Source organism: Rothia sp. ZJ1223 (assembly GCF_016900985.1).
GTDB lineage: Bacteria > Actinomycetota > Actinomycetes > Actinomycetales > Micrococcaceae > Rothia.
Genome location: NZ_JAFEUT010000006.1, coordinates 128,874 through 151,915, shown reverse-complemented (window position 1 = coordinate 151,915; position 23,042 = coordinate 128,874). Strand labels below are relative to the sequence as shown.

Annotated in this window: 19 protein-coding genes; 16 read left to right on the top strand and 3 right to left on the bottom strand. The window is 56.0% G+C overall.

Going from position 1 to position 23,042, the window contains the following annotated elements; genetic code table 11:
* The 8 genes from JTP09_RS09400 to JTP09_RS09365 all read left to right on the top strand — a co-directional run bounded on the left by JTP09_RS09400 (nucleotide 1) and on the right by JTP09_RS09365 (nucleotide 6,579).
* Nucleotides 1-309, top strand: a complete 309-nt coding sequence (locus tag JTP09_RS09400; RefSeq protein WP_204878200.1) for a hypothetical protein — start codon at nucleotides 1-3, stop codon at nucleotides 307-309.
* Between the two features lie 120 nt (nucleotides 310-429).
* Nucleotides 430-2,109 (top strand): hypothetical protein, encoded by a 1,680-nt coding sequence (locus tag JTP09_RS09395; protein WP_204878199.1) that lies wholly within the window; start codon nucleotides 430-432, stop codon nucleotides 2,107-2,109.
* On the top strand, nucleotides 2,109-3,335 hold the full coding sequence (locus JTP09_RS09390) for a hypothetical protein (RefSeq protein WP_204878198.1): 1,227 nt from the start codon (nucleotides 2,109-2,111) through the stop codon (nucleotides 3,333-3,335). Before JTP09_RS09395 ends, JTP09_RS09390 begins: the two co-directional genes overlap by 1 nt.
* Nucleotides 3,336-4,526, top strand: a complete 1,191-nt coding sequence (locus JTP09_RS09385; RefSeq protein WP_204878197.1) for a LamG-like jellyroll fold domain-containing protein — start codon at nucleotides 3,336-3,338, stop codon at nucleotides 4,524-4,526.
* Nucleotides 4,527-4,624: 98 nt separating this feature from the next.
* Nucleotides 4,625-5,500, top strand: coding sequence for a hypothetical protein (locus tag JTP09_RS09380; protein ID WP_204878196.1), 876 nt, complete (start codon nucleotides 4,625-4,627; stop codon nucleotides 5,498-5,500).
* Between the two features lie 16 nt (nucleotides 5,501-5,516).
* Nucleotides 5,517-6,116 (top strand): peptidoglycan recognition family protein, encoded by a 600-nt coding sequence (locus tag JTP09_RS09375; RefSeq protein WP_204878195.1) that lies wholly within the window; start codon nucleotides 5,517-5,519, stop codon nucleotides 6,114-6,116.
* Nucleotides 6,113-6,355 (top strand): hypothetical protein, encoded by a 243-nt coding sequence (locus JTP09_RS09370; protein WP_204878194.1) that lies wholly within the window; start codon nucleotides 6,113-6,115, stop codon nucleotides 6,353-6,355. The genes JTP09_RS09375 and JTP09_RS09370 overlap by 4 nt, the downstream gene beginning before the upstream one ends.
* Nucleotides 6,356-6,357: 2 nt before the next feature.
* On the top strand, nucleotides 6,358-6,579 hold the full coding sequence (locus JTP09_RS09365) for a hypothetical protein (protein ID WP_204878193.1): 222 nt from the start codon (nucleotides 6,358-6,360) through the stop codon (nucleotides 6,577-6,579).
* Nucleotides 6,580-6,877: 298 nt separating this feature from the next.
* Here the strand turns inward: JTP09_RS09365 and JTP09_RS09360 are convergent, their stop codons facing one another.
* Nucleotides 6,878-7,816 (bottom strand): tyrosine-type recombinase/integrase, encoded by a 939-nt coding sequence (locus JTP09_RS09360; RefSeq protein ID WP_204878192.1) that lies wholly within the window; start codon nucleotides 7,814-7,816, stop codon nucleotides 6,878-6,880.
* A gap of 252 nt (nucleotides 7,817-8,068) precedes the next feature.
* Here JTP09_RS09360 and JTP09_RS09355 point away from each other — a divergent pair, with 252 nt between their 5' ends.
* From JTP09_RS09355 to JTP09_RS09340, 3 genes are all read left to right on the top strand, one after another.
* Nucleotides 8,069-8,392 (top strand): 2Fe-2S iron-sulfur cluster-binding protein, encoded by a 324-nt coding sequence (locus JTP09_RS09355; protein WP_204878191.1) that lies wholly within the window; start codon nucleotides 8,069-8,071, stop codon nucleotides 8,390-8,392.
* A gap of 3 nt (nucleotides 8,393-8,395) precedes the next feature.
* The gene (locus tag JTP09_RS09350; RefSeq protein WP_204878190.1) at nucleotides 8,396-9,232 is read left to right on the top strand and encodes a DUF4232 domain-containing protein; all 837 of its coding nucleotides are present in this window, start codon (nucleotides 8,396-8,398) and stop codon (nucleotides 9,230-9,232) included.
* A 141-nt stretch (nucleotides 9,233-9,373) separates the two neighbouring features.
* Nucleotides 9,374-14,989: a DEAD/DEAH box helicase gene (locus JTP09_RS09340; protein ID WP_239479157.1), complete on the top strand. Its 5,616-nt coding sequence runs from the start codon at nucleotides 9,374-9,376 to the stop codon at nucleotides 14,987-14,989.
* A gap of 127 nt (nucleotides 14,990-15,116) precedes the next feature.
* Here JTP09_RS09340 and JTP09_RS09335 read toward each other — a convergent pair whose 3' ends face one another.
* Nucleotides 15,117-15,260, bottom strand: coding sequence for a hypothetical protein (locus tag JTP09_RS09335; RefSeq protein WP_204878189.1), 144 nt, complete (start codon nucleotides 15,258-15,260; stop codon nucleotides 15,117-15,119).
* Nucleotides 15,261-15,454: 194 nt separating this feature from the next.
* Between JTP09_RS09335 and JTP09_RS09330 the strand changes: the two genes are divergently transcribed.
* Nucleotides 15,455-16,348 carry a DNA-formamidopyrimidine glycosylase family protein gene (locus JTP09_RS09330; RefSeq protein WP_204878188.1) on the top strand — a complete coding sequence of 298 codons (894 nt, stop codon included), beginning with the start codon at nucleotides 15,455-15,457 and terminating at the stop codon, nucleotides 16,346-16,348.
* 171 nt (nucleotides 16,349-16,519) lie between these two features.
* Here the strand turns inward: JTP09_RS09330 and JTP09_RS09325 are convergent, their stop codons facing one another.
* Nucleotides 16,520-17,641: an ATP-binding protein gene (locus JTP09_RS09325; RefSeq protein ID WP_204878187.1), complete on the bottom strand. Its 1,122-nt coding sequence runs from the start codon at nucleotides 17,639-17,641 to the stop codon at nucleotides 16,520-16,522.
* Nucleotides 17,642-17,938: 297 nt separating this feature from the next.
* Here JTP09_RS09325 and JTP09_RS09320 point away from each other — a divergent pair, with 297 nt between their 5' ends.
* From JTP09_RS09320 to JTP09_RS09305, 4 genes are all read left to right on the top strand, one after another.
* Nucleotides 17,939-19,039: a pseudouridine synthase gene (locus tag JTP09_RS09320; RefSeq protein ID WP_204878186.1), complete on the top strand. Its 1,101-nt coding sequence runs from the start codon at nucleotides 17,939-17,941 to the stop codon at nucleotides 19,037-19,039.
* A 37-nt stretch (nucleotides 19,040-19,076) separates the two neighbouring features.
* Nucleotides 19,077-20,297, top strand: coding sequence for a glycoside hydrolase family 76 protein (locus tag JTP09_RS09315; protein ID WP_204878185.1), 1,221 nt, complete (start codon nucleotides 19,077-19,079; stop codon nucleotides 20,295-20,297).
* Between the two features lie 43 nt (nucleotides 20,298-20,340).
* Nucleotides 20,341-21,834, top strand: coding sequence for a SulP family inorganic anion transporter (locus tag JTP09_RS09310; protein ID WP_204878184.1), 1,494 nt, complete (start codon nucleotides 20,341-20,343; stop codon nucleotides 21,832-21,834).
* 377 nt (nucleotides 21,835-22,211) lie between these two features.
* Nucleotides 22,212-22,730 carry a hypothetical protein gene (locus JTP09_RS09305; RefSeq protein ID WP_204878183.1) on the top strand — a complete coding sequence of 173 codons (519 nt, stop codon included), beginning with the start codon at nucleotides 22,212-22,214 and terminating at the stop codon, nucleotides 22,728-22,730.
* Nucleotides 22,731-23,042 lie beyond the last annotated feature (312 nt).

The following is a 23,042-nucleotide window of genomic DNA, read 5'->3' as shown; positions in this document are numbered from 1 at the left end:
ATGGCTAAGTTCTCAACCCCCGTTTTATCCATCATCTTTCTGAATGATGAAGGCGAAGAAACCACCATCGAACGCATTCAGACCGTAGCGGCTGACCAGTTCGCCTTTGACATGATGCGCCGCAACATTAAGGACTTCCCGTCACAGCGAGATGCGCCTATGCTCTGGTGCTACGTGCTGGCATTTAGCGCACTGAAGCGCACCAAGCAGATTGCCCCCGCGCACACCTTCGATAAGTGGGTGGAAACGAGCCTTTTGAGCGCTGACGTTGTCCGAGAAGAGGCACCCGAAGCCCCTTTAGCGGCATAACAAGAACCTGTGTGGCGCTATCTATCGCCACTAATATTCCTTACACCGTTTTCATGGACGCCCCGCCGGAAATCATAAATGAGTACATCACCCAGCTAGAGAAGATGAGAGAAAAAAATAATGGCAGGTAAAAGCGCTGTAATGAGCGTGCGCTTCATCGCAGACGCCACCCGCTTTTCTGGCGAGCTTACTAAGGTTGAGAAGGCTATTGCGGGGGTTGAACGCGGCGTGGAAAAGCTCACCCCAGCGGCAACAGTCGCCGGTGGCGCGCTAGTTGCCTTCGGCGCCTACGCCGGTCAAGCCGCCGCTGAAGCTGAACAGAACTTTGGGGCGGTAGATACCGTTTTCAAGGGCGCAGCTGATACCGTTCATAGTTTCGCTGAAGCCGCTGCGCAATCGGTGGGCATGTCTTCTAGTTCTTATGAGTCGCTAGCGGCGTCTATCGGTGGGTCGCTCTCACGGGCGGGCTACTCACAGGACGAACTAGCTAGTAAGACTAATGACCTCATTAGCGCTGGCGCTGATCTATCTAGCGTTTTCGGTGGGGACGCCGCCGGTGCTGCTGAAGCAATGGGCGCGGCGCTGCGCGGTGAGTACGACTCGCTAGAGCAGTACGGCGTGTTCATGAGCGCCGCTGCTATTGAAGCGCGTATGGCAGCGGAAGGTACTAGCGAGCTGGAAGGTGCAGCGTATGACGCGGCTAAGCAGCAAGCAACCGTAAACGAGATTATGGCACAGGCGGGCGCGTATCAGGGAAACTTTGCCCGTGAAGCTGATACCGCCGCCGGTAGTCAACAGCGCGCCGCAGCTGAATTTCAGAACGCAGCTGCGACTCTGGGCGCTCTGTTGCTGCCCGCGATGACCGCCGGGGCGAACAAGCTAGCTGAGTTTGCCCGGTGGGCACAAGAAAACCAAGATAAGGTAGCTGCTTTAGCTATCGGTATCGGTGTTTTTGTCGGTAGCGTTTTCGCTGCTAAAGGCGCAATCATGGCGGTGCAGGGAGCCGCCACCGCCGCTAAAATCGCTACTACCGCCTGGACTGCTGCCCAGTGGGCATTTAACGCCGCAATGTCGGCTAACCCCATTGGGCTAGTCATCATTGCTATCACTGCCCTTGTAGCTGCTGTTATCTGGGCCTATAACAACGTTGACTGGTTCCGTGAAGGTGTAGACGCTGCACTGAACTGGATTAAGGACGCGTGGAGCGCCGCCGGTGAATGGATTAAAAACGCTTGGAGCGCCGCCGTTGACTGGGTTAAGAATACCTGGAACGCGGGCGTTGATTGGGTAATCCAAAAATTCACACAGATGATAGATAACGCGCTTTTCGTCGCGGAATTTATAGCAGATTCATTTTTTCAAGGTGTAGAAGCAGTTAAGGGCTACTTCGAATCTCTGTACGAACGCGTAAAAGGCATCTTCGATAGCATCGGCAACTTTGCAGGGAATATCAGGGACAAAATCGCTGGGCTGTTCGATGGTTTCAAAATGCCTTCTATGCCTGATTGGGCTAAGAAGATCATGGGCGGGTCAACCTTTGCCTTCGGTTACGAGCTAGGCGATGACGGCGTTTACTATGCACCGGGCCGTGGCGTAGATATGGAGCCACCGTTTATGCTGACCGCCGCAACGGACGGCCTAGCCCCGGTCATGCCTTCTAGGGGGTATCAGGGGCAGACTGTGATAAATAACTATCATAATTATGAATTTACCCTGTCCGACCTTAATCCAGACCCAATTGAAACAGCCCGCAAAATAAAAGACATACTACAAAAATCAAATCATCTGGTAGGGTACTGATGAAATCACATCTGTTAAACATGCTAGGTGTTGATAACTTCGTTAATGTTTCAATTGGTGGAAAAATATATAACGATAACGACATAGAAAGAATTAAAATTAATTACGGCAGTGGCTCATATGGCATAACTGCCAAAATCCCAAGCGCAATAATTAGATTGCCTGGGAAAATTTCAATGTCTTATAATTTGCCGGTAAATATTACATATAATATTTATGGTGATATTGTTCGTTTCGTTGGTCGCGTTGGCGCACAAAAATATTTAGACACGGGCGTTGGTGAAGATGTCTCTGAAATAATCGCTACCACCCACACCATTAGGCTACTTCGTGACGAAAATAAATACATCTCAGAACCGGGACACCACACCCCCGCCCATGCCATCCACTACATGTATAACCTCGCAAACACCCTCAAAGTCCCCGGAGGAAAAGGCATAATATCAGGTTCAATGTGGGACAAGGACACATTCACAGAAAGGAAAGAATACAAAGCAAAAGAAATATTAGGCCTACTTGAAAAACTAGGGGTAGCCGTAACCCACAACTATGACGGCTCTCTCAGCTACCGCCACCCTGCTGACCGCGTAGACCAAATGCGTAAAGCGCTAGAAAATGACATGCCATTACAGCGCTCAAACGCCTTATCGCCCGCAACCCATGAGCAACCAACCTCATTTGTTGATACCCGCCCCCGCCTCGTTTACCGTGTAACCGGCAGTACCCAGCAGCAAATTGCTGATTACTTTTCACGCCTTATGCGCGGTGTAGAAATACCTCTTTATACTACTGATGAAGAAATAACAGATATTCAATTTTCAGCGGATTATGGGAACTACAAATTTCCCGCTAACCGCGCTGTTTATAACGCTATCTCCACCTCATGGCAAACACCTTCAATTACCGTGGATATGCTAAGTCTACTCAACGGAAATAGCTATGCGCAGCAACTAGCAAAACAAATAGTAACAACACCTGAAGGTGGATTCATTATTTTTGGTGGCGACTGGCCTGAAGAATTGCGAGGCCCTAAAACAGTTCAAGGAATTACCGAAACAATAGACGCTACCGGCTGGAAAATTGAACTTTCTTTAGGTGACCCGCGGGCAGTTTTTGGCTGGAACCCCGAAGACCCCTATCACCTTATGCCAGAACCCCGCACCCTGACCTGGGCACAGCAAACCGGCAAGTGGGCAGAAGAAACAAAGAAATGGAGCGAAAAATAAATGGCTAATGAATCGGAGCTGAAATCAGCTGGCTTTATCCTGCCCTCTAATGACGACTGGGTAAAAGATGGTGATGATGCAATCACAGCTAACGCAAAAGCTGCCTTTGATAAAGCCGAAAGCGCCAAAAAAGAAGCAATCAGGCTTACCGAGCTAACCGATAGTGGCGGTGGAATTGCCGCCACTGCCACCGGCGTCCGCGTGCCTATGATGGCCGACTCTGGCCAGCCGCTTGCCCCTTTCGTGCAAGAAATTCTAGCCAAAATAATCGTCAAATCAGACACACCACCGACCTACCGCGAATACAAGGGCGTGCCCGTGCTTTGGCTTGATACCCGCCAGAAAGACGCATGGGCACCCACGCCACCCTACTTCTCAGAGGTCACAGGACGCGGCACTATCCCAGAAGATGAAGGCGTGACTTACCTTGTCAATAATGAGACCAAGCCCGCCGGTGAGTACCGCCTAGTCAAGGGTGAAGCCTGGGCAGTGCGCGCCGTACCTAAGATAGGCTATATCCTCACCGGCGCTACTACCTGGGAGCTTACTTATCACGGGCTGGCTAATCTTGACGCTCTGGCCGCTGAAATTCGTAAGGACTCCCCGGCCCATCACCTGGCACTGACCGGGGCCAGCCCCTACGCAGATTTGGGGGCCACCCCCGTAGAGTGGACCGCAGCGTCCACACCGGCTGTAGACGGGTGGGGTGCAAGCGGAACAGCCTTCACAACTCCAGCGAAAACCAACTTCTTTACCCACAATGCCCCGGCCTGGTCTTTCGAAGCCGTCATCGAGCCGATGGGCAAGCTGGGCACCCATGAATACGCCGGTAACGTCTTCCGCGATGACCGGTACTCTTCGACTAGCGTGACCTACCAAGCTTTTGCCACCGCATCTACCGGTGACTACCCCACCCCCGGGGCGCCCCGCTCCATTACTTCCAGCCCCGTGACGGTGACCAAGGAGCCTACCCACCTAGCCGTGGTCTTTGATGGGGTATCGCTGAAGCTTTACCTCAATGGCGCCCTGGCCGCCACCGGTGAAGGCTTTAGGCGTACTTACGCGACGACCGCTACCGTGCCCATTACCCTGGGTAGCCCTTATGTGAAAATTGGGCAGGCTGCTTTTTATCGCAAGGCTCTGACCGATACTCGCATCTTGGCTCATGCTCAGGCGGTGGCCTCAACATGATACCCCGTATCTGGCTAAAGGGCCGCTGGTCACTTGTGCGCCTCTCCTGGTGGTTAGAGGGGTCTCAGCAGTGGAAGAAAAGCCGTGCTGATAGTGAGATGCCTCTGAAAAAAGCTGTGTGGGGCGAAAAAATACGCGCCTGGGTCAAAGACCCCTCCCACGTAGTGGTCTCTGCTACAGCCCGGCCCGGTGATGATTTGAACGCGGCGCTCATGAGCCTTATGGCTGATTTACGCGCCAAAACAAAAGTGGCTAATCCTTTTGACACCCGCGCCCGCCTATACCTAGAACCAGGTATCTACCAGCTGACCCAGACCCTAGATTTACGCCAGTGGCGTGCCTCCGATAACGCCGCAATCGAAATTGTGGGGCTAGGAGCAACCCGCGAAGAAACCACCATCAAAACCACCGGAAAGACCACCTGTGTGGAACACGGCGGGGTCAGTGCGCTTTTCGCCCATCTAACCCTTGCTTCGGAAGATGCCTGGTGCGTCCACGGGTCAGGCCGTGATGGGCTAGCTGAAGAACTGATTTTCTACGACTGCCACCTATCGGCGCATGATGGCAGGCAGGCTTTTAGCCACGAGCTAGGCGATAAGCACTTGCTTTACTTTGCCGACAGCTTGATCAGCTCCGGGCAGGTCTACATGCACACCATCGCTAGGGCCGAGGCTACCGGCACGACAGCAATTTTTGATGGAACCATCGCCCCCCTTAACACTGTCGTGGATGAATCCGTGTCGCCTAATGACCTTCTGCTTATCCGGGGTGGATTTTCGACGCTCGCGCCGGTCTTTACGGTTGGTTTTCAGCGCACTGGGTCACCTGATAGAGCCATGCTCACGGTGGTGATTGACCCTGATTCGGGTCTTACTGTGTCGCCTTCTGCTCGCGTTGAATTTCGCCAACCCCAAGTTTCCTCGTTCAAAATCTTGGACGAGTCATCCCTAGCTCATTACTGGGCTAATACCTAAAGAAAAGAGAAAAGAAATGACCACCCTCAAGACCGGCACCGTGGTAGACGAGACCACCTGGAACTCACCCAACTTCACCCCTGAGGATTCTGTGCCCGCCGTCTTTGGCCGCCCCCGTAGCACAGGCAGAATCACTATCCACCATTGGGGAGCTGACGGCCAAGGCTTTGACGCAGTATGTAACTATCTCTCGCGCCCCGGGGGTAATAGCTCTGCCCACTTCGTAGTAGAAGCCGGGCGCGTAGCCTGCCTAGTGGAACCCAAAAACGCCGCCTGGCACTCAGGTTCTGCCGAGGGCAACGCGACTTCCATCGGTATTGAGTGCCGCCCCGAGATGAGCGAGGGCGACATTAACGAAGTTGTGGCCCTGATCGAATGGCTGGAAGACGTTTACGGCCCGCAGGAGATCTGGCTGCATCGTGAATGGTCTTCTACTGCCTGCCCTGGCCGGTATGCGAACATGCGTGACGAAATTGTCAGGTGCGTAAACGTTCTCCAGGGTACTAGTGGTGAGTCCTCCGCACCGGCCCCGGCCACTGTAGACCGCATGGCGGTTATCCGCGCAGAGCTGGCCGAGATTCGCGCGTCTGCTGCCACGATTGAGGGTCAGCTGTGACTCCGGCAGAAGCCGCTCCCCCGATAGTTAGCCCGCGCGCGCGTCAAGTGGTCTATGCCCTCTACGCCCTAGGGTCGGTGATACTAGGGGCTGTGCAGGTAGGCTATTCCGCCGGTCAGTACGAACAGCCGGTGTGGCTGACTATCGCCACCGCCGTGTGGGTTTTCCTTGGCGGCTCACAAGGGCTTTTGGCGTTGCTGAACACCGCACCCCCACTACCGGGGGAGGGGGGTGAATGATGGTGAGTGAGTACGACACGCGACAGATGAGCGTGATTCTGGTGCGCATGGAAAAGAAGCTAGATGCTCTGGAAACCCAGTTTGTCCATAAGGTTGAGCTGAGTGCTTTGCGCAAGGATGTTGAAGAGCTGCAAGAGTCTAATCGGTGGCTTCTGCGTACCGCTGTCGGTGCTTTGGCGCTGGCTATTCTTGACCCTGTATTGAGGGTGTTCGGGGGTAGTTGAGGCTGGTAACATAAAAGATGCACCCGGTGTTTGCCGGGTGCATCCATAAAAAAATAGGAGGTTTAGAAGTGGTCACAACACTTCTAAATCTAGTTCTGATTCTAGCCGCTTTGGTGGCCATTGTCGATAGTGCTTTGGGTATTGTCGAGAAGGTGCTGAAGTTGCTGGAAGATAAGGACTAGGTAAGTAAGGGGCGGGGGTAGCTCCCTCGCCCCGCACCTCCTATTTTGCATGGGTAAACACCCTCAACTCTTAATTAAGAGTTGAGGGTGTTTTAGTTTAAGGTTCGATTAAAGGTTTAACCCGCTAGGCGCTGTACCGTAGACCGCAAAGAATTATCCGGGAGCTGGACGTAAAGCCGTGTGGTGGTAGGGCTGGCGTGACCTAGAAGGGCTTGCACGGTCAGTATGTCTTTCTCTAGTGCATAGGCGCGCGTGGCGAATCTATGGCGCAGGGTATGCATTGTCCAGCCGTCAGGCATAAGCCTAGCTATCAGCTTGCCAACATAGCGGGGTGAGAGATGACCGTTGTCATCGCCAGGGAAAATGTAGCCCGGCGGGTAGGCTCTGAGTATTGCAGAAAGCCCATCTGGTAAGGGGATTATGCGGTCTTTTGCACCCTTGCCGTGTACCACTAGGCTTAGACCGTGGGGAGTTTCGGTTATATCGGATGTATGCAATACGGCGACTTCTGCCCGGCGTAGCCCTAGTTCTCCAGCGAGTCTAATCATGAGTCTTTCACGGGGGCGGGCTTTTAGTAGAGCCTCAGCTAGGACGCTATCGGGGGCGGGTTTGGGTTTGGGCTGGGCTGGCTTGATAGAGGGCAGGGCTTCTGCTGGACTGGTGTGGGTCAAGCCCTGCTTGATAGCCCATTGGTAGAACTTTCGGAATGTTGCGCGCCGTCCGCGTCTAGTCTCTGGCTTCCAGGGCTGTTCGGCAAAGTATTCTGTTAGGTCGCTAGCTGTAATCTCAAATGGCCCCGCTGGTAGGCGCTTGGCTGCGTGTTCTAGGTGTTGGCGGCGGGTATAGATGGTTGTTTCTGGGCTTCCACCTGCGCGCAGGTGGGTTAGGTAGCCGTCGATGGAGTCTTGCCAGTTTATGTTATGTGTTTCATAAGAAGTTGATTCTACAGGGTTTGGTAGTGCCCGTAGGTGGCGCATGGTTAAGCGACGAGTCGTAGCGGTGTGGGTGCAGAACAGAAGGTTGGGGGTTCGAATCCCTTCGGGCGCACGATACAAATCCTCGCTTCCGTCCGGAAGCGAGGATTTTTCCTTTAACTCTCAACCGCAGTACAGAAGCCTTCAATTTTGTCTGCGCATAGGTGGTCGCCCCACTAAAAGTTAGTGCATCACTGACCAAAACCTGATGAAACTGACCATACTTTCACCTCCAACTAAGGCAGCTTCAGTCTCTCAGCGGTCGATACCCCCTAAAATGGGTACTCGTAAGCAGTTTTGAGCGCCAGTACACCAGAAAGTTTGAGGCTTAACATGAGCGGCATTGATATCACCGTTGTTGGCGAAGACGGAACCAGTCGCCCCGTAGAGTGGGAAGATCATCAGAACCTTCTTGACGCCCTTCTTGCCAACGGGTTCCCCGTGCTAGCCACCTGCGGCGGCAACGCGTCCTGCGCAACCTGCCACGTCTTTATTGACCCCGAACACATCGACGCCAGCGGCGAGCGCACCGACGCTGAAGCTGACTTACTTTCTATGATTGACGATGTTGCCACCGAGAACTCCCGGTTGGCGTGCCAGACCGAGTTCGTCACCGAGATGGCTGGGGCAACTGTAACCCTCAAAGCAGGAATGTAATTAATGGCAGGTTTTTCATTGGGCACCTTCCGGATGCTTCACACCGCAAGGAAAGTTTCATGTTCCGCTATAGTACTCATGACGCTCTCGGCGTGTACCGGTGGGTCTGATGCGGCGCTTGATCCGCCGCGTCCTACGAATGCTCCTAGCTCTGCGGTGAGTGCATCCGGTGGGCAGCCAGCTGTTAGCTCTGCCTCAACCGCTGCAGCGAGTGAAACTGCGACGGCAAGCCCTGGTCTAGTGGCATCTGCAACGCCACGGGCTACCGCTCCGACTCCCACCGTTATAGAGCAGACGCCGGGTGCTCTACCCCCGTCAGCAACAGAGGATCCTCAGCAGCCTGCGCCTACAGGCACTGTAGTTACTGTTCCGGCACAGACCCCTGCACCGTCTGCTCAGACTGCCCTTAACAACGCCCCTGCCTGCGAATTGGGCAGTGCAGCAGTAATTTCTGCGCAGGTCAGTGGCACCGCTGCTGCCGGCTCGCAGTACATTACCCTGACTTTCACCAACACAGGGGCAACGCCCTGTTCGATTGTGGGTTACCCTGCTGTCAGCTATGTGGACGCCGGTGGTCACACCATTGGTGCTCCCGCTGCGCGAGCAGCGGAGTGGACCAGCACCGGGGTTCTGCTGACTCCCGGCGAAAGTGCCCAGGCGACCCTGCGCGAAACTCGTGCCAGCCTATTTGCTGACTCATGCCAGGCTCTTTCATCGAGCGGCTACCGAGTGCAGTTGCCGCAGACTAGCGGTACGCTCACGGTGCCCTACCCTGCTGAGGCTTGCAGTAACACCGCGGTACAGCAAATGAGCGTGGGTCAGGTAGGGGCAACTCCCTAAGCCGGTCACTGGGAGCCACATATTTTCTGTATCTGTGCGATGTTGGAGGCGTCGTAGCTATTGAGATAGCGCGGCGCATTCTATATCTGACCGCAGACGATGAAGGCCTGGGCGGGCTCCTGCACTGCCATAATAGAGGGTATGGTCAGTGCCCTTGATAATTTTTCGCCCAGTACTCGCACCTGGTTTACGGGTGCTTTTTCTGCTCCCACTGCTGCCCAGGAGGGCGCATGGAATGCTATTTCGGCAGGTAAGCACGCCCTCATTGTGGCACCCACCGGCTCGGGTAAAACGCTGGCTGCTTTTTTGTGGGCACTGGATAGGTTGTACCACGGGGGCGAGGACGCACGCGCTGAGGAGACCGAGGACGCGCGCGCCCCCGTCCATACGGGCACCAAGGTTCTCTACATTTCGCCTCTGAAGGCTCTGGGTGTCGATGTGGAACGCAATCTGCGAGCGCCGTTGATTGGTATCGCGCAGACCGCTAAGCAGTACGGGCAGGTGCCGCCGCAGGTGAGTGTGGGGGTGCGTAGCGGTGATACTCCGGCGAAAGAACGCCGGGCGTTGATTGCGCATCCGCCGGATATTTTGATTACTACCCCCGAGTCTCTTTATTTGATGCTGACCTCTAAGGCGAGGGCGACCCTCACCGGGGTTTATACGGTCATTATTGATGAGGTTCACGCGGTTGCTGGTACTAAGCGCGGGGCGCATTTGGCGGTGACCTTGGAGCGGTTGGATCAGATTCTTGAGACTCCCGCTCAGCGTATTGGGCTCTCTGCAACGGTTGAGCCGGTTGAGACAGTAGCGCGTTTTCTGGGCGGTACGGCGCCGGTTGATGTGGTGCGTCCGCCGAGTGAGAAAGAGTGGGATTTAACGGTGAGTGTGCCGGTGCCGGATATGACGGTGCTGGGCGGACCGAATGCGTACGGTGAGGGTGATAATGCTTTCACCCCAGCTCCAGTGAGTAGTAAGTTGGAGGTTCCGCGTGCGGCGCGCAATGAGGTGGAGCGCGCTATCGCCCGCGATATGGCGTTCGAGGCGTCGCCTTCTTTTACCTTCGATGACGGGGTGGTGGGTGAGGATTCTTTGGCTGATGCGGTCGAGGGTTCTCACGGGGTGGCAACCGCTCCCGGGATCACCTTGGCTGAGTCGCTGGGTATTGTTCCACCGTCAGGACGTGAAGATTCAGCCTCGGTTGCTGGCACTGCTTCGGCTGAGAAAATATCCATGCCCGCCGATGTCGCCGATGCGGTGGGTATTAGTACCCCCGCAGCTCCTTTGGCTGAACATAAGGACGCCTTTACCCCGATCAGTTTCGTTATTGAAAATATGGAGGAGGGCGAGGACGCTGCCGATGACGCCCTCACCGGTGGCACGCTTCTCGAGTCGTCGCCTGCCCTCGGTAGCGCCCCCGATACCGGTGGGTACCAGGCATCCATCTGGCCCCACGTTGAAGAACGCATTGTTGATGTGGTGGAAGCCCATCAATCAACGATTGTGTTCACCAATTCGCGCGGTTTAGCTGAAAAGCTCACCGCCCGCCTGAACGAGATTTACGCGGCGAGGGTACGCGATCGTAGCAGCATGAACGAGGAGGCGCACTCGCGCGGGGGCGAGCCGCAGTCGGTGACAGAGATTCTAGCGCAGGCGCTGGCGAAGGACTCAGTGCGGTTAGAAAACCCCGACCACGACGCTAAACTCACCCAGAAAACCGAGAATCGGGCGCGCGCGTCCGCCCCAGCAGAAAATACCGCTGCCCCGGTGCTGGCGCGTGCCCACCATGGTTCGGTGGCTAAAGACCAGCGCGAAATCATTGAAAACGCCCTGAAATCTGGCGAGCTCAAGTGCGTGGTCGCGACCAGCTCCCTAGAGCTGGGTATTGATATGGGTGCCGTTGAGGTTGTGGTGCAGGTTGAAGCGCCCTTTTCGGTGGCATCGGGTTTGCAGAGGGTGGGACGCGCCGGGCACCAGGTCGGCGAAGTGTCGAGGGGCTTTCTCTACCCCAAGCATCGCGGCGATTTGCTGAACGCTACCGTGACGGTTCGCCGCATGCTTGATGGGGCGATTGAGCCGCTGACCATTCCGGCAAATCCGCTGGATATTCTCGCCCAGCAAACGGTAGCGGCGTGCGCTTTGGGGCCCATTGATGTTGAGGCTTGGTTTGAGGCGCTGCGGAATACTGCACCTTTTGCGACCTTGCCGCGTTCGGCTTTTGAGGCGACCCTCGATTTACTGACCGGCAAGTACCCCTCCGATGAGTTCGCTGAGCTGCGTCCGCGCATCATCTGGGATCGTGATGGCGGAACCATCGAAGGCCGCAAGGGCGCCCAGCGACTGGCGGTTACCTCAGGCGGCACCATTCCAGACCGCGGTCTGTTCCCCGTGTACATTGTCGGTTCTGAAGACTCTAAAGCACCCAAGCGAGTGGGTGAGCTTGATGAAGAAATGGTCTACGAATCGCGTGCCGGTGACGTGATTGCTCTCGGTGCCTCGTCCTGGCGTATTGAAGATATCAGCCACGACCGCGTCAGCGTCACCCCCGCCCCAGGTGTACCCGGCAAGCTGCCGTTTTGGCACGGTGAGGGCGGCGGACGTCCGGTTGATCTGGGGCGAGCACTCGGCAAATTCACCCGCGAGCTCGCCACCGATCTCACTAGCAAGCCCCAGGACGCGCGCGCGAAACTGACCGCAACCGGGCTTGATACTTGGGCTGCCGACAACCTCGAAGCCTACGTACGCGCCCAGATAGAGGCTGTGGGGTCAGTGCCGAGCGATATTCAGTTCACGGTAGAGCGTTTTCGCGATGAAATCGGTGACTGGCGGTTGATTCTCCACTCACCCTTGGGCATGCCTGTACACGCTCCCTGGGCGCTGGCTGTGGGTCAGCGAGTAGAAGCCCAATACGGGGTAAATGCCTCGGCGATGGCAGCTGATGACGGCATCGTGCTACGCATACCGGCAATGGAAGCCGAACCTCCCGGTGCCGATATTTTTCTTTTTGACGCCGATGAGCTTGAGGATATCGTCATGCAAGGGGTGGGCTCTTCTGCCCTCTTTGCCTCCCGATTTAGGGAGTGTGCCGCCCGCGCTCTACTGCTACCGCGTAAAGACCCTGGTCGGCGCACACCCCTGTGGCAGCAACGTCAGCGATCAGCCCAGCTGCTCGATGTAGCACGCAAGTACCCGAGCTTTCCCATTATTTTGGAAACCGTGCGCGAATGTATGCAAGATGTGTACGACTTGCCCGCGCTCATCCAGCTACACAAAGACATTGATGCGCGCACCGTGCGTTTGGTGGAGGTCGAGACAGAATCCCCCTCCCCCTTCGCCCGTACCCTGCTCTTTGGTTACGTTGCCCAGTTCCTCTACGAGGGCGACTCCCCACTAGCAGAACGCCGTGCCGCTGCCCTATCCCTTGACCCGGCGCTGTTGACTGAACTGCTCGGACGCGATGAACTGCGCGAGCTACTCGATGCCAACGTTATTCGCTCCACCGAAGCCCGCTTGCAGCACACCGCCACCGGTTACCGTTACCGCGGGGTGGAAGGCACCGCCGACTTGCTACGCCTGTTAGGGCCGCTCACCGCAACCTCGCTGGCAGCAAGACTCAAAGATGAGGACGCGCCCGCCCTTGAGCTCCCAGAAACGGTAGGGAGCGGTGAAGAGGCAGAAGCAGATCAGCCGCTGGAAACAACAGAAAAAACAGTGTCGGTCGATACCACCCAAGCCTTCCTCGATGAACTGGTCGGTAGCAATCGCGCCCTGCGCTTTAACCTGCACGGGGTTACCCACTACGCAGCCATCGAGGACGCCTCCAGACTGCGCGACGGACTGGGTGTGCCCCTGCCCATGGGCGTACCGCTCGCCTTCCTCGAACCGGTCAAAGAACCCCTGCTTGACCTGGTCGCCCGTTACGCACGTACCCACGCGCCCTTCACCGCAGCCCAAGCCGGCGCGTCCTTAGGGCTGGGCGTTGCCATTGTCGATACCGCCCTGCGTACCCTGGCGGCAGACAGGCGCGTGCTCTCGGGGGATTTTCTACCCGATGAACTCCATGAAGAGCTCACCGCAACCCGCGCCGCCGACTCGCCAGCACCCCCAGCTCCCATCAGTAGCGCCGCCACCCAGTGGGTCGATGCCCAGGTACTACGCACCCTCCGCTCACGCTCGCTTGCTATTCTGCGCCAAGACGTAGAACCCGTCGCCCCGCATATCTACGGACGCTTCTTACCTCCCTGGCAGCACGTTGAAACCTGGAAGCTCACCGAAGCCCAACAGCCCCCCGGCACCTTTGGTACACCCGTCAGTGGCATCAAATCGTCGGTAACACAGGATCAAAGCAGCATGCTCAGCGGCTACGACGGTCTTCTCACCGTGATCGACCAGCTCGCCGGCGTCCGTCTGCCCGCCTCGGCACTCGAACCATTGGTGCTGCGCTCGCGCGTGAAAGATTACAGCCCGGCTCTGCTTGATCAAGCCATGAGTTCGGGGGATGTTCTGTGGATTGGTGATGGCGAGCTTGCCGGTAGTGACGGCTGGGTATCGTTGCATCTGAGCGAAGCATCTTCTCTTACTCTGCCCGATGAACAGGCACGCATCACGGCATTCAACGCCCTCGCCCCGCTAGATAAAGCGGTCTATGAGGTGTTGGGCTCAGGCGGTCTTTTTATTCACCAGATACAAGCCGCCCTGCAGGGCAGGCTGGGTGATAGCGCAACGGTGACACTCAAAGACATTTCAGGCTCGCTCTGGAACCTCATTTGGGCAGGTCTCATTACAAACGACACCTTCGCCCCCGTACGCGCCTTACTGAGCGGCGGCTCGACCGCTCACAAGGTTACTACCCCAGCCCCCCGTGCCCGCTCGGTGAGTATGCGCCGTGGCGCTGCCCGTCTCTCGGGTTCACGCTTTGGGGGTGCCTCCCGCTTCGGTTCTCTGGGTGAGACTCCCGTTGCCGCGCCCATTGATGCAGGACGCTGGTCACGGGTCTACGCCGAAGAACTCGATAGCACCATCGCAGCCCATGCCCGCAGTGAGCTACTCATGGACCGTTACGGTGTTCTCACCCGCGGCGCGGTAGCCCTCGAAGACGTCCCAGGTGGTTTCACCAGCATCTACCGGGTGCTCTCAGCCGCCGAAGAAAAGGGTCTTGCCCGCCGCGGTTACTTTATTGAAGGCTTGGGTGCGGCGCAGTTCTCCACCGCCAACACAGTGGATCGTCTGCGCGATTACGACAAGGATTCTGGCGACGATAGGCACACTCGCACCGTTACCTTCCTCGCCGCCACCGACCCCGCCAACCCCTACGGGGCAGCCCTGCCCTGGCCACAGGCACCGGCGCTGGACGGCGCGTCCACGCCCATTGCCGGGGCAGAAAGCCTAGAGGAAACCAGCACCGCAACCCGTCACAAACCCGGACGCAAAGCTGGCGCTGCCGTGGTGCTCGTAGACGGGGAACTCACTCTTTACGTAGAACGCGGCGGCAAAACCATGCTGATTTTCACCGAAGATACTGACCGCGTCAAAGTCGCAGCCCCGTTGATCGGTGAACTGGTGCGTCGCGGTGCCGCAGAGAAAATCATGATTGAAAAAGTCAACGGGTTCAGTGTTCTCGATACCCCCGACCCCCTGCCCGCACGCGAACAAGGGCAAGAAGCCCCCACCGAGCACCCGGTCACTACCCTGCGTGCCGGGCTTCTCGCCTCGGGATTCTACCCCACCCCCAAAGGTCTACGCATGCGTAAAGACTACTAAAGCAAGGCACTCACTAGATTTTAAAAGAATCAGCGCGACCTTAGATAGGGAAGCAAGGTCGCGCTGATGAGGGGATATATTTAATTATTTACCTACGTGTACCCAGGTACTTGAAGGCTATTGGGGATTAGCCAAGTACCGGCGCATCGGTCTCAGACTCAGTTATTGCTTGACGGAACTCACGCACCGCTCGCAACACTTGCTGAAACGAGGCAATTACAGTCATTACCGCAAAAGCCGCAATGATGTAGTACACAATAGATGTAACCATGATGGTTACCTCCTGGTATCGAATCTGGGGAAAGATTCATACAACAACAAGGGACTCTCAACATACCAGAGTGTCCCCAGGAAAGTCCACAAGACGTTTACGGATAAGACACAAACTTATATAAGTGACTTCACCTGATGCGGTTTATACAGGGCTGGTTAAGTTAAACGCTGTAATTTATGAAGAAGGAACACATGCCCGAAGGAGATACCGTCTGGCGGCAAGCCCGCAGCCTACACAAGGCACTGGCAGGACGCATCGCCCACAGCACCAGTTTTCGCTACCCGAATGTTGCCGAATATGACTTTTCCGGGCAGCGCATTCACGGTGCTTTAGCGGTCGGCAAGCACCTACTCCTGCGCATCGGCGAGCATAGCGTCCATTCCCACCTCAAGATGGACGGCATCTGGCATGTTTATGGCGTCGATGATAACGGTAACCCCGCCCGCTGGAAACGCCCCGCGCATCTGGCACGCGCCGTTGTGAACGCTAACGCCCGGCAGGACGCCAGCGGGCAGCTCGTGCAGGGCAGCACGCCCGTCTCGGCAGTGGGCTTTACCCTGGGACTCTTAGAAATCTTTCCCACTACAGAAGAAAACGACAGGCTGGGGTACTTGGGTCCGGACTTGCTGGGCGCCGACTGGAACCCTGCCCTCGCTCTAGAAAACCTCCTGGCGCAACCGGAGCGCCCCATTGGCCCGGCGCTGCTGGAGCAAAAAAACCTGCAAGGCATCGGCACCATCTTTCGCGCCGAAACCCTCTTTCTAGCAGGGGTTCACCCTATGAGTCCGGTGGGTAGCGTGCCCGATCTGCCGCGCGTCATCGAAATTGCTCACCTGCTGTTAGTAGCCAACCGCATGCGCCCCAAACGTGTCACCCGCACCGACCGTGAGCCCCTGTGGTGCTACGGACGCGGCGGGCGAGCCTGCTACCGCTGCGGTAGGCCCATTATCCGTGAAGAAATCTCAAATCTGGGCACCGGGGCTGAAAGGTTCGGGGTGGACCGCTACGTCCAAACCGAAGACACCACCTCGCGTATCAGCTACCGCTGCCCCCAGTGCCAAGTGATGTACGGGGAGCAGGTTTAGGTGGGGCGTCCGTTTCTTCCCCTGCCCCCCCTTACATTTGCCCTCTTACGGTGTGACCACGCTAGATTCACCAGTGACCGGGTTCTGCTCTAGTCACCACGTTTATTGCGGTCACTAGAGCAGAGCGTGGTCACACGGTGGGCGGACGCACGCAGACGCGGTGCTGACAGGCTAAGAGAGAAAATGTTCACTGGCTGCGTGTTCGCGCAGATACTCACGCAAATAGGGAATCGTAAAATCGAGGTAGCCGTGCCGAGGTGAGTAAATGATTTCAAACTCCATGAGACGGCGGCGGTAGGTATTAGCGTACTGGTTACTGATCTGCAATCTTTCAATGATGTCGCTGACTCTGCTGGATTCGGAGTCAACAGCCATCGCCGCCAAGAAACTCTTATCAACGTTAGAGAGCGTTGCTAGGGCAGGCTCGTGTACCAGGTGCCCCACCCGTCGAGTAGCAGCTTTCACGCCATCTACTGCCTGCTGCTTGCCAATCGATTCAGCCCCACGAGAAGCCCTCCAGCACTCGAACCCCACGCTCTGAATCAGAAACGGATACCCGCGGGTACCTTCCACTGCCGTAGCCAAGGCGTCGGGCGCAAAATCGCGTCCGTTAGCTGAGGCTGGAATAGAAAGCGCCTGCTCTATATCTTCGCTGCTGACAGTTCCTAGCTCAACACGCTCAGCTCTGCGTAGGAAGGTCAGTACCTCATCATTGAGAAGGTCACTCACAGCCTCAGGTAGACCGGCAGCGCAAAAGCCAATATTCTTACCGCGTCTAAAAGCGTGTTGTATTTCTTGGGTGAGCGGCCGCAAATCATCGACCGCGCTTCGGTGGGCTTCATCGACGGTAATGAGAACCCCAGCGCCCTGTTCTGTAAAAATATCGGTTAGTTCAAAGAGACTGGTGCGCAACCCGCTTGCTGCTTGTGGCGAGTCGTTGAGGGTAACTCCCGCCCCTACCCCTAGAACAGTGGCGCTCACCTGTTTGATAGATCGCTGAGCGGACGCGCGGTAGCGGGCAAGAGCCGAAGGGAGAATATCTTGAGTCAGCTCATCCAACAGACCTTTACGGGCGGTCAATGAAATAACCAGCCAACCGTGATGACGCGCCACATCTTCTAGGGCGTTGAGAAGGACCGTCTTACCTGAGCCCCTCGTACCGGTAATGAGCATAGCGCGCGATGGCGAGCCCACCCCATCAGCTAACCCCTCCTCGAAGTCAGCGATGATATTGTCTCTGCCCACCAACAAAGGCGGAGTTACTCCGAAGGAAGGCGTAAAAGGATTAGACATGTAAAGGTTCTTTCTTATTCTTTTTTATTTCTTCTTATTCTTTCTTATTTTTCTTATTTTGGCGAGCGCTGCTGCTCCAGAACCAGCAAGTATCGAGGACGCAACCTGCGCACCTAGTGACCGGTTCTTTTCCCCGCCCCCTGCCCTGCTCTGTCCCCTTACGGTGTGACCACGCTAGATTCACCAGTGACCGGGTTCTGCTCTAGTCACCACGTTTATTGCGGTCACTAGAGCAGAGCGTGGTCACACGGTGGGCGGACGCGCGCAGTCTCAGCGCTTGCGGCTAAACTGGTGAGCGTGTCAGCTCGACGAATAACCCGCCACGATAAAAACCCGCCCCTACCCCAGCGCGCCGGGATAGACCCGGTGGCTTTGTTGCTGCCTCATGCCGGTGAGAGCCCAGAGCAGGCAGCTGCCGCTCAACCGCCAAGGCCCACCGACACCTTTGGGGCGTCCTGCGTCTTTGACTATCTGGTTAACCGTTTTTACCCGCACGATGCCGCTATTATTCGTGCCCGTTTTAATGCCCGCGAAGTCAGGGATTCCACCGGGGCTGACATTGCGCCCGAGGCTCCGCTGGTGGGGCAGAAAATCTGGTACTACCGGGAGCTACCCACCGAGCGGGCGGTTCCTTTTGATATGCCGGTACTGTATGAAGATGAGTGGGTGCTTGCTGTTGATAAACCGCATTTTCTACCGACCACACCTAACGGTTCTTTCGTAGCGCATACGGCTCTCACCCAGTTGAGGGTGCGTGAAGAAAACCCGCTGCTCATACCCATTCACCGGCTAGATAGACCCACCGCCGGGGTGGTGCTTTTCGCGAAGACGGTGGAGGCTCGTGCGCCGTTTCAGCTGATGTTTCAAAACCGGCTGGTTAGTAAAACCTACGAGGCAGTTGCCGCGGGTCAGCCACTAGCGCCCGGAGAAAGCATCGAGCTACGCACCCGTATTGAAAAAGAGCACGGCAAGTTGCAGGTGAGTCAGACCAGCGCCCAAGAGACTGCCGCCGCGGGTCAGGTGGCTAACGCTCACTCCCGTATCGCGTGCTTGGCTACCTACGAGCTGCCCACAGGCGTCCTGCCTGCAACCTCTGCGGCGAACCCAGCGCTCCCTCTGCCCACTGGCGTCCTTAGCCACTACCTCTTGGAACCGATCACCGGCAAGACCCACCAGTTGCGAGCGCATCTGTGGGCGCTGGGCACCCCCATTGCTGGGGATGTGCTCTACCCGCAGGTGCTGCCCGTTGCCGATGATGAACCTGAGCTGCCCCTTCAGTTGCTAGCGCGCACGGTCAGTTTTACCCACCCCATCACTGGTGAGGATACACTCATTACCAACAAGAGGCAGCTTTTGCTTGCTCCTGAGAATCTTGCGACCCGTACAATACATTCTTGAGATTTTTTACCCCCCCCTTTACGTTTGAAAGAAACCCATGACCACTGATTTTTCTCAGTACTCTGATCTTGCTGCCCGCTCTGTGATGCACCATTTTGGCACCCGTGTCTTGGGTGTTCCTGGTACCTTGCTGGGTAAGGTGGTAGCCCCTGATCGTCGCTCGCGGGGTGATAAGTTTAAGCACTGGCATTACTGGTGGCAGGCGCATTTTTTGGATAACGCGGTGGACGCCGGTTTCAGGTGTTTGCGTGCTCATCAGCGTGAGGACGCGCATCAGTGGCTTCAGCGGGCGCAGGCGTTGCAGCGGGGTATTACTGCCCGCAATTTCGGCACCGTGATCAATGATTATTATGACGATATGGCGTGGCTGACCCTAGCTCTAGAGCGTATGAATCGTCTGCATCTTGCCCTGCACGGCACCGGTGATGTGAGGGCGCAGGACGCGGCGGTAACCCTGTATACTCAGCTGACGGAGGCTTGCAATGATGAGTTGGGCGGTGGCGCTTTTTGGTCTAAGGCGAGGGATTTTAAAAACACTCCGGCGACTGCGCCTATTGCCCTAGCTTTTGCCCGCGCTCACCGTTTAGAAGACGCTGCCGAACTCTTGGGGTGGTTGCGTACCCGTCTTTGGGACGCTGATGAGGGCATTTACCGTGATGGTTTGCGCATGATCGGCGGTTCGGTGGAGTCTACCCGTTTAGAGTCAGCTGCCTATTCCTATAACTCCGGGCCTGTATTGGCTGCTACTCTTGCCCTTGCCGCTCAGGTGAGTGAGCGCGTCCGCCCGGTAGAAGCCGGTGATATTGGTTCGTTGCAGGACGCGCGTGAGCACGCCCGCGCAATTGTTGAGGGTGTGGCGCGGCAATTCACACAGCCCTTTGATACCGGGGCTGAGACTGTGCAGGTACTCAAAACCTTCGGCGACGGTGACGGTGGGCTCTTTACCGGTATTCTCACCCGCTACCTGGCAGAGGCTGCTCGCTCACCCCTGGTCGATGAGCAAACCCGCACTCTGGCACGTACCCTGGTCTGTGATACCGCCCGGGTGCTGTGGATGGGCAGACGCGAATTCGACCCCAACCTCCAGGTCAATCTGGCGGGGGTGGATGTTACCGAAATCCAAGGGGAATCAGTGGCGCTCTTCTCACCCAACCCCGTTGAACACGCCTCAGACGCCCTCGTGCCCGGCGCGCGCGTTGAACTCTCACCCCAGCTACAAGCCTGGATGATTTTCGAAGCAGCAGCGACCCTGAGCTAACCTACCAACCTTCACCACGCAGTACACACTACCGAAAGTTTTTATGACGTCCTCTGCCCTCGCGCCCCTTGAACGCCAGTCCGTACCCCGTACCCTGCGCAACCCACGCCTACTCTTTATCGAGATACTGGCGGGTCTAGTCACCTCGCTAGCGCTCATTCCAGAAGCGTTAGCGTTCGCCGTCGTTGCCGGGGTTGACCCACAAGTAGGGCTCTTCACCTCCGTTATTCTGGCAATCGTCATTGCGGTGACCGGTGGTCGCCCCGCCATGATCTCAGGCGCCGCCGGATCAACCGCCCTCGTCATCGCACCCCTCGTTGCCAGCCACGGCACCGACTACCTGGTAGCAACCGTGCTGCTCGCCGGCGTCCTGCAAATCATCTTCGCAGCTGTGGGCGTCGCCAAACTTATGCGCTTTATCCCCCGGCAGGTCATGGTCGGTTTTGTGAACGCACTCGCCATTCTCATTTTCTCCTCCCAGCTGCCGCAGCTTATCGATGTTCCCTGGCTGGTCTACCCCATGGTGGCAGTGGGCGTCCTGCTTGTTTTCGGTCTGCCCAAGCTCTCCCAGGCAATCCCCGCTCCGCTCATTGTCATTGTGGTGCTCACCGTCTTCGCTGTACTCGCTGGTGCTCGGGTGCCCACCGTCGGTGACTACGGTCAGCTGCCCGAATCGCTGCCCGCCCTCTTCTTCCCCAATGTTCCCCTCGACGGTGAGACCCTGCACGTTATCGCACCCTACGCCCTGGGCATCACCTTCGTCGGTCTCGTAGAATCGCTCATGACCGCCAAACTCGTGGACGACATCACCGACACCCACTCCAACAAAACCCGTGAATCATGGGGGCTGGGCGTTGCCAACCTCGCCACCGGCTTCTTCGGCGGCATGGGTGGCTGCGCCATGATCGGCCAAACCATGATTAACGTCAACGGTGCCCGCGCCCGCACCCGCATCTCAACCTTCTTCTCGGGCTTCTTCATTCTGGTTCTCTCGCTCACCTTAGGCGATATTGTGGCAATGATCCCCATGGCAGCGCTGGTAGCAATCATGATTTTCGTATCGCTGACTACCTTCGACTGGCACTCCGTTCGCCCGGCAACGCTCAAGGTCATGCCGCGCAGTGAAACCCTGATTATGGTAATCACCGTGGTACTCACCCTGCTCACCCACAACCTCGCGCTCGGCGTGGGCGCGGGCATCCTCACTGCCATGGCTTTCTTTGCCCGCAGAGTAGCCCACTTTGTCTCCCTCGACAGGGTTCTTGCCACCAACCAGAAGAGCGTCACCTACCACGTCAACGGTGAGCTCTTCTTTGCCTCGTCCAACGACCTCTACACCCTCTTTGAATACTCAGCCGACCCTGATCGGGTCATCATTGATATGGGCGGCTCACACGTATGGGATGCCTCCACCGTCTCAACCTTGGACGCCGTTACCGCCAAATACGCCAAACTCGGCAAACAGGTAGACGTCAAGGGTCTGAATGCCCGCTCAGAAGAACTCCACGGACGCCTGACCGGCAAGGTAGGGCTGTAAGGCAAGAAAGCCGGGGACGGACGCGCCTTAGAAGAGGCGTGCGCCCTGCCCCTGGTGTACCTTATCGATAGACACAATACGCTTGATGACGCACTCAGTTGGGTTGCCCTGCAGTAATGTAGAAAGACCTAATTTTCAATAAAAACTTTGAGTTCCTTAAAAAATTATTAGGATGTGGTCACAGAAGTAATCCTTCTTCAAGTCAAGTTGGGTTCAACCCATGCTCTAGAACATTTCTAGATCCCAAATAGGAGGTTATCTACCATGAGGTTTTTCTCAAACCTTTATTATCACTTTTGTTCTCCCTTTGCCTAGCAATTCCATTACTGAGCAGCCCTGCCCACGCCCAGCTCATTGGCAGTTCTTCAGCTGTCTTGGTGCCAGTAACAGATAAAACGCTAGAGCAAGATTTAACCCAAAAAACGCTACAATCTTTAAGTAACGGAGATATTAAAACAAAAACCCAAGAGGAAAGTATTAAAACTAACGAGACCACAGTTCTTCAAGTCGGTACAGAGAAGAAATTTTACAGCGTGACCGTCCCCATCACAGGTGAGTCATCGAGTAAGCTGAGTGGTCTTACCGTTATATATGATTCAGATTTCAAGGTTCAAGACTCAATAGAGACCCTTGTTTACGAAAATACAGATTCAACCATAGCTGTTTCCTCATATAGAGATAGAATTTTACATTCAAGCGCTGCAACAGATGTAAAATTTACCGACCTTGAAAATGATTTGGAAAAGTTCATCTTAACTTGCCAGGAAAACCCCAAATCATCCCTCGAGGTTGGGGAGAGAGTTGGTTGTGTAGCGGCAACTCTCGGCGTGAGCGCAGCTGTTGCAAAGGTCATTGTAGCTATTGCTCACCACTTCACCCTGGAGAACCATGTTTAACAATACAGAAGCATCTCGGTGGGCACTAGCAGCTTTGTCGTCCTTTCTGCTTTTTATTATTTCTTTTGTGGCAGCAGTTGCAGTAATTATTTTTTCAGATTTCCAAGGAATGGCTCTGTTAGCAAATTTAATAGTTCCTGCAATATCCACCTACTTACTGGTGGATGCAGTAAGAAGCTATAGAAAATTCCTTAGCGCAAACACTTAAAAAATAAGCTATCTAACCCGTGATTAGATAGCTTATTTTTTATTAATCAATGATGCAGCAGGGGCATTTTTCACAAGCTCCCTTTCCTCGTGTTTCTAAGGCAG

What these genes read in the sequence shown, in the direction of transcription:
- JTP09_RS09355 (WP_204878191.1), top strand. Translation starts at nt 8,069, where the DNA reads ATGAGCGGCATTGATATCACCGTTGTTGGCGAAGACGGAACCAGTCGC.
- JTP09_RS09315 (WP_204878185.1), top strand. Translation starts at nt 19,077, where the DNA reads ATGACCACTGATTTTTCTCAGTACTCTGATCTTGCTGCCCGCTCTGTG.
- JTP09_RS09340 (WP_239479157.1), top strand. Translation starts at nt 9,374, where the DNA reads ATGGTCAGTGCCCTTGATAATTTTTCGCCCAGTACTCGCACCTGGTTT.
- JTP09_RS09325 (WP_204878187.1), bottom strand. Translation starts at nt 17,641, where the DNA reads ATGTCTAATCCTTTTACGCCTTCCTTCGGAGTAACTCCGCCTTTGTTG.
- JTP09_RS09310 (WP_204878184.1), top strand. Translation starts at nt 20,341, where the DNA reads ATGACGTCCTCTGCCCTCGCGCCCCTTGAACGCCAGTCCGTACCCCGT.
- JTP09_RS09375 (WP_204878195.1), top strand. Translation starts at nt 5,517, where the DNA reads ATGACCACCCTCAAGACCGGCACCGTGGTAGACGAGACCACCTGGAAC.
- JTP09_RS09385 (WP_204878197.1), top strand. Translation starts at nt 3,336, where the DNA reads ATGGCTAATGAATCGGAGCTGAAATCAGCTGGCTTTATCCTGCCCTCT.
- JTP09_RS09395 (WP_204878199.1), top strand. Translation starts at nt 430, where the DNA reads ATGGCAGGTAAAAGCGCTGTAATGAGCGTGCGCTTCATCGCAGACGCC.
- JTP09_RS09330 (WP_204878188.1), top strand. Translation starts at nt 15,455, where the DNA reads ATGCCCGAAGGAGATACCGTCTGGCGGCAAGCCCGCAGCCTACACAAG.
- JTP09_RS09380 (WP_204878196.1), top strand. Translation starts at nt 4,625, where the DNA reads ATGCCTCTGAAAAAAGCTGTGTGGGGCGAAAAAATACGCGCCTGGGTC.
- JTP09_RS09390 (WP_204878198.1), top strand. Translation starts at nt 2,109, where the DNA reads ATGAAATCACATCTGTTAAACATGCTAGGTGTTGATAACTTCGTTAAT.
- JTP09_RS09350 (WP_204878190.1), top strand. Translation starts at nt 8,396, where the DNA reads ATGGCAGGTTTTTCATTGGGCACCTTCCGGATGCTTCACACCGCAAGG.
- JTP09_RS09400 (WP_204878200.1), top strand. Translation starts at nt 1, where the DNA reads ATGGCTAAGTTCTCAACCCCCGTTTTATCCATCATCTTTCTGAATGAT.
- JTP09_RS09335 (WP_204878189.1), bottom strand. Translation starts at nt 15,260, where the DNA reads ATGGTTACATCTATTGTGTACTACATCATTGCGGCTTTTGCGGTAATG.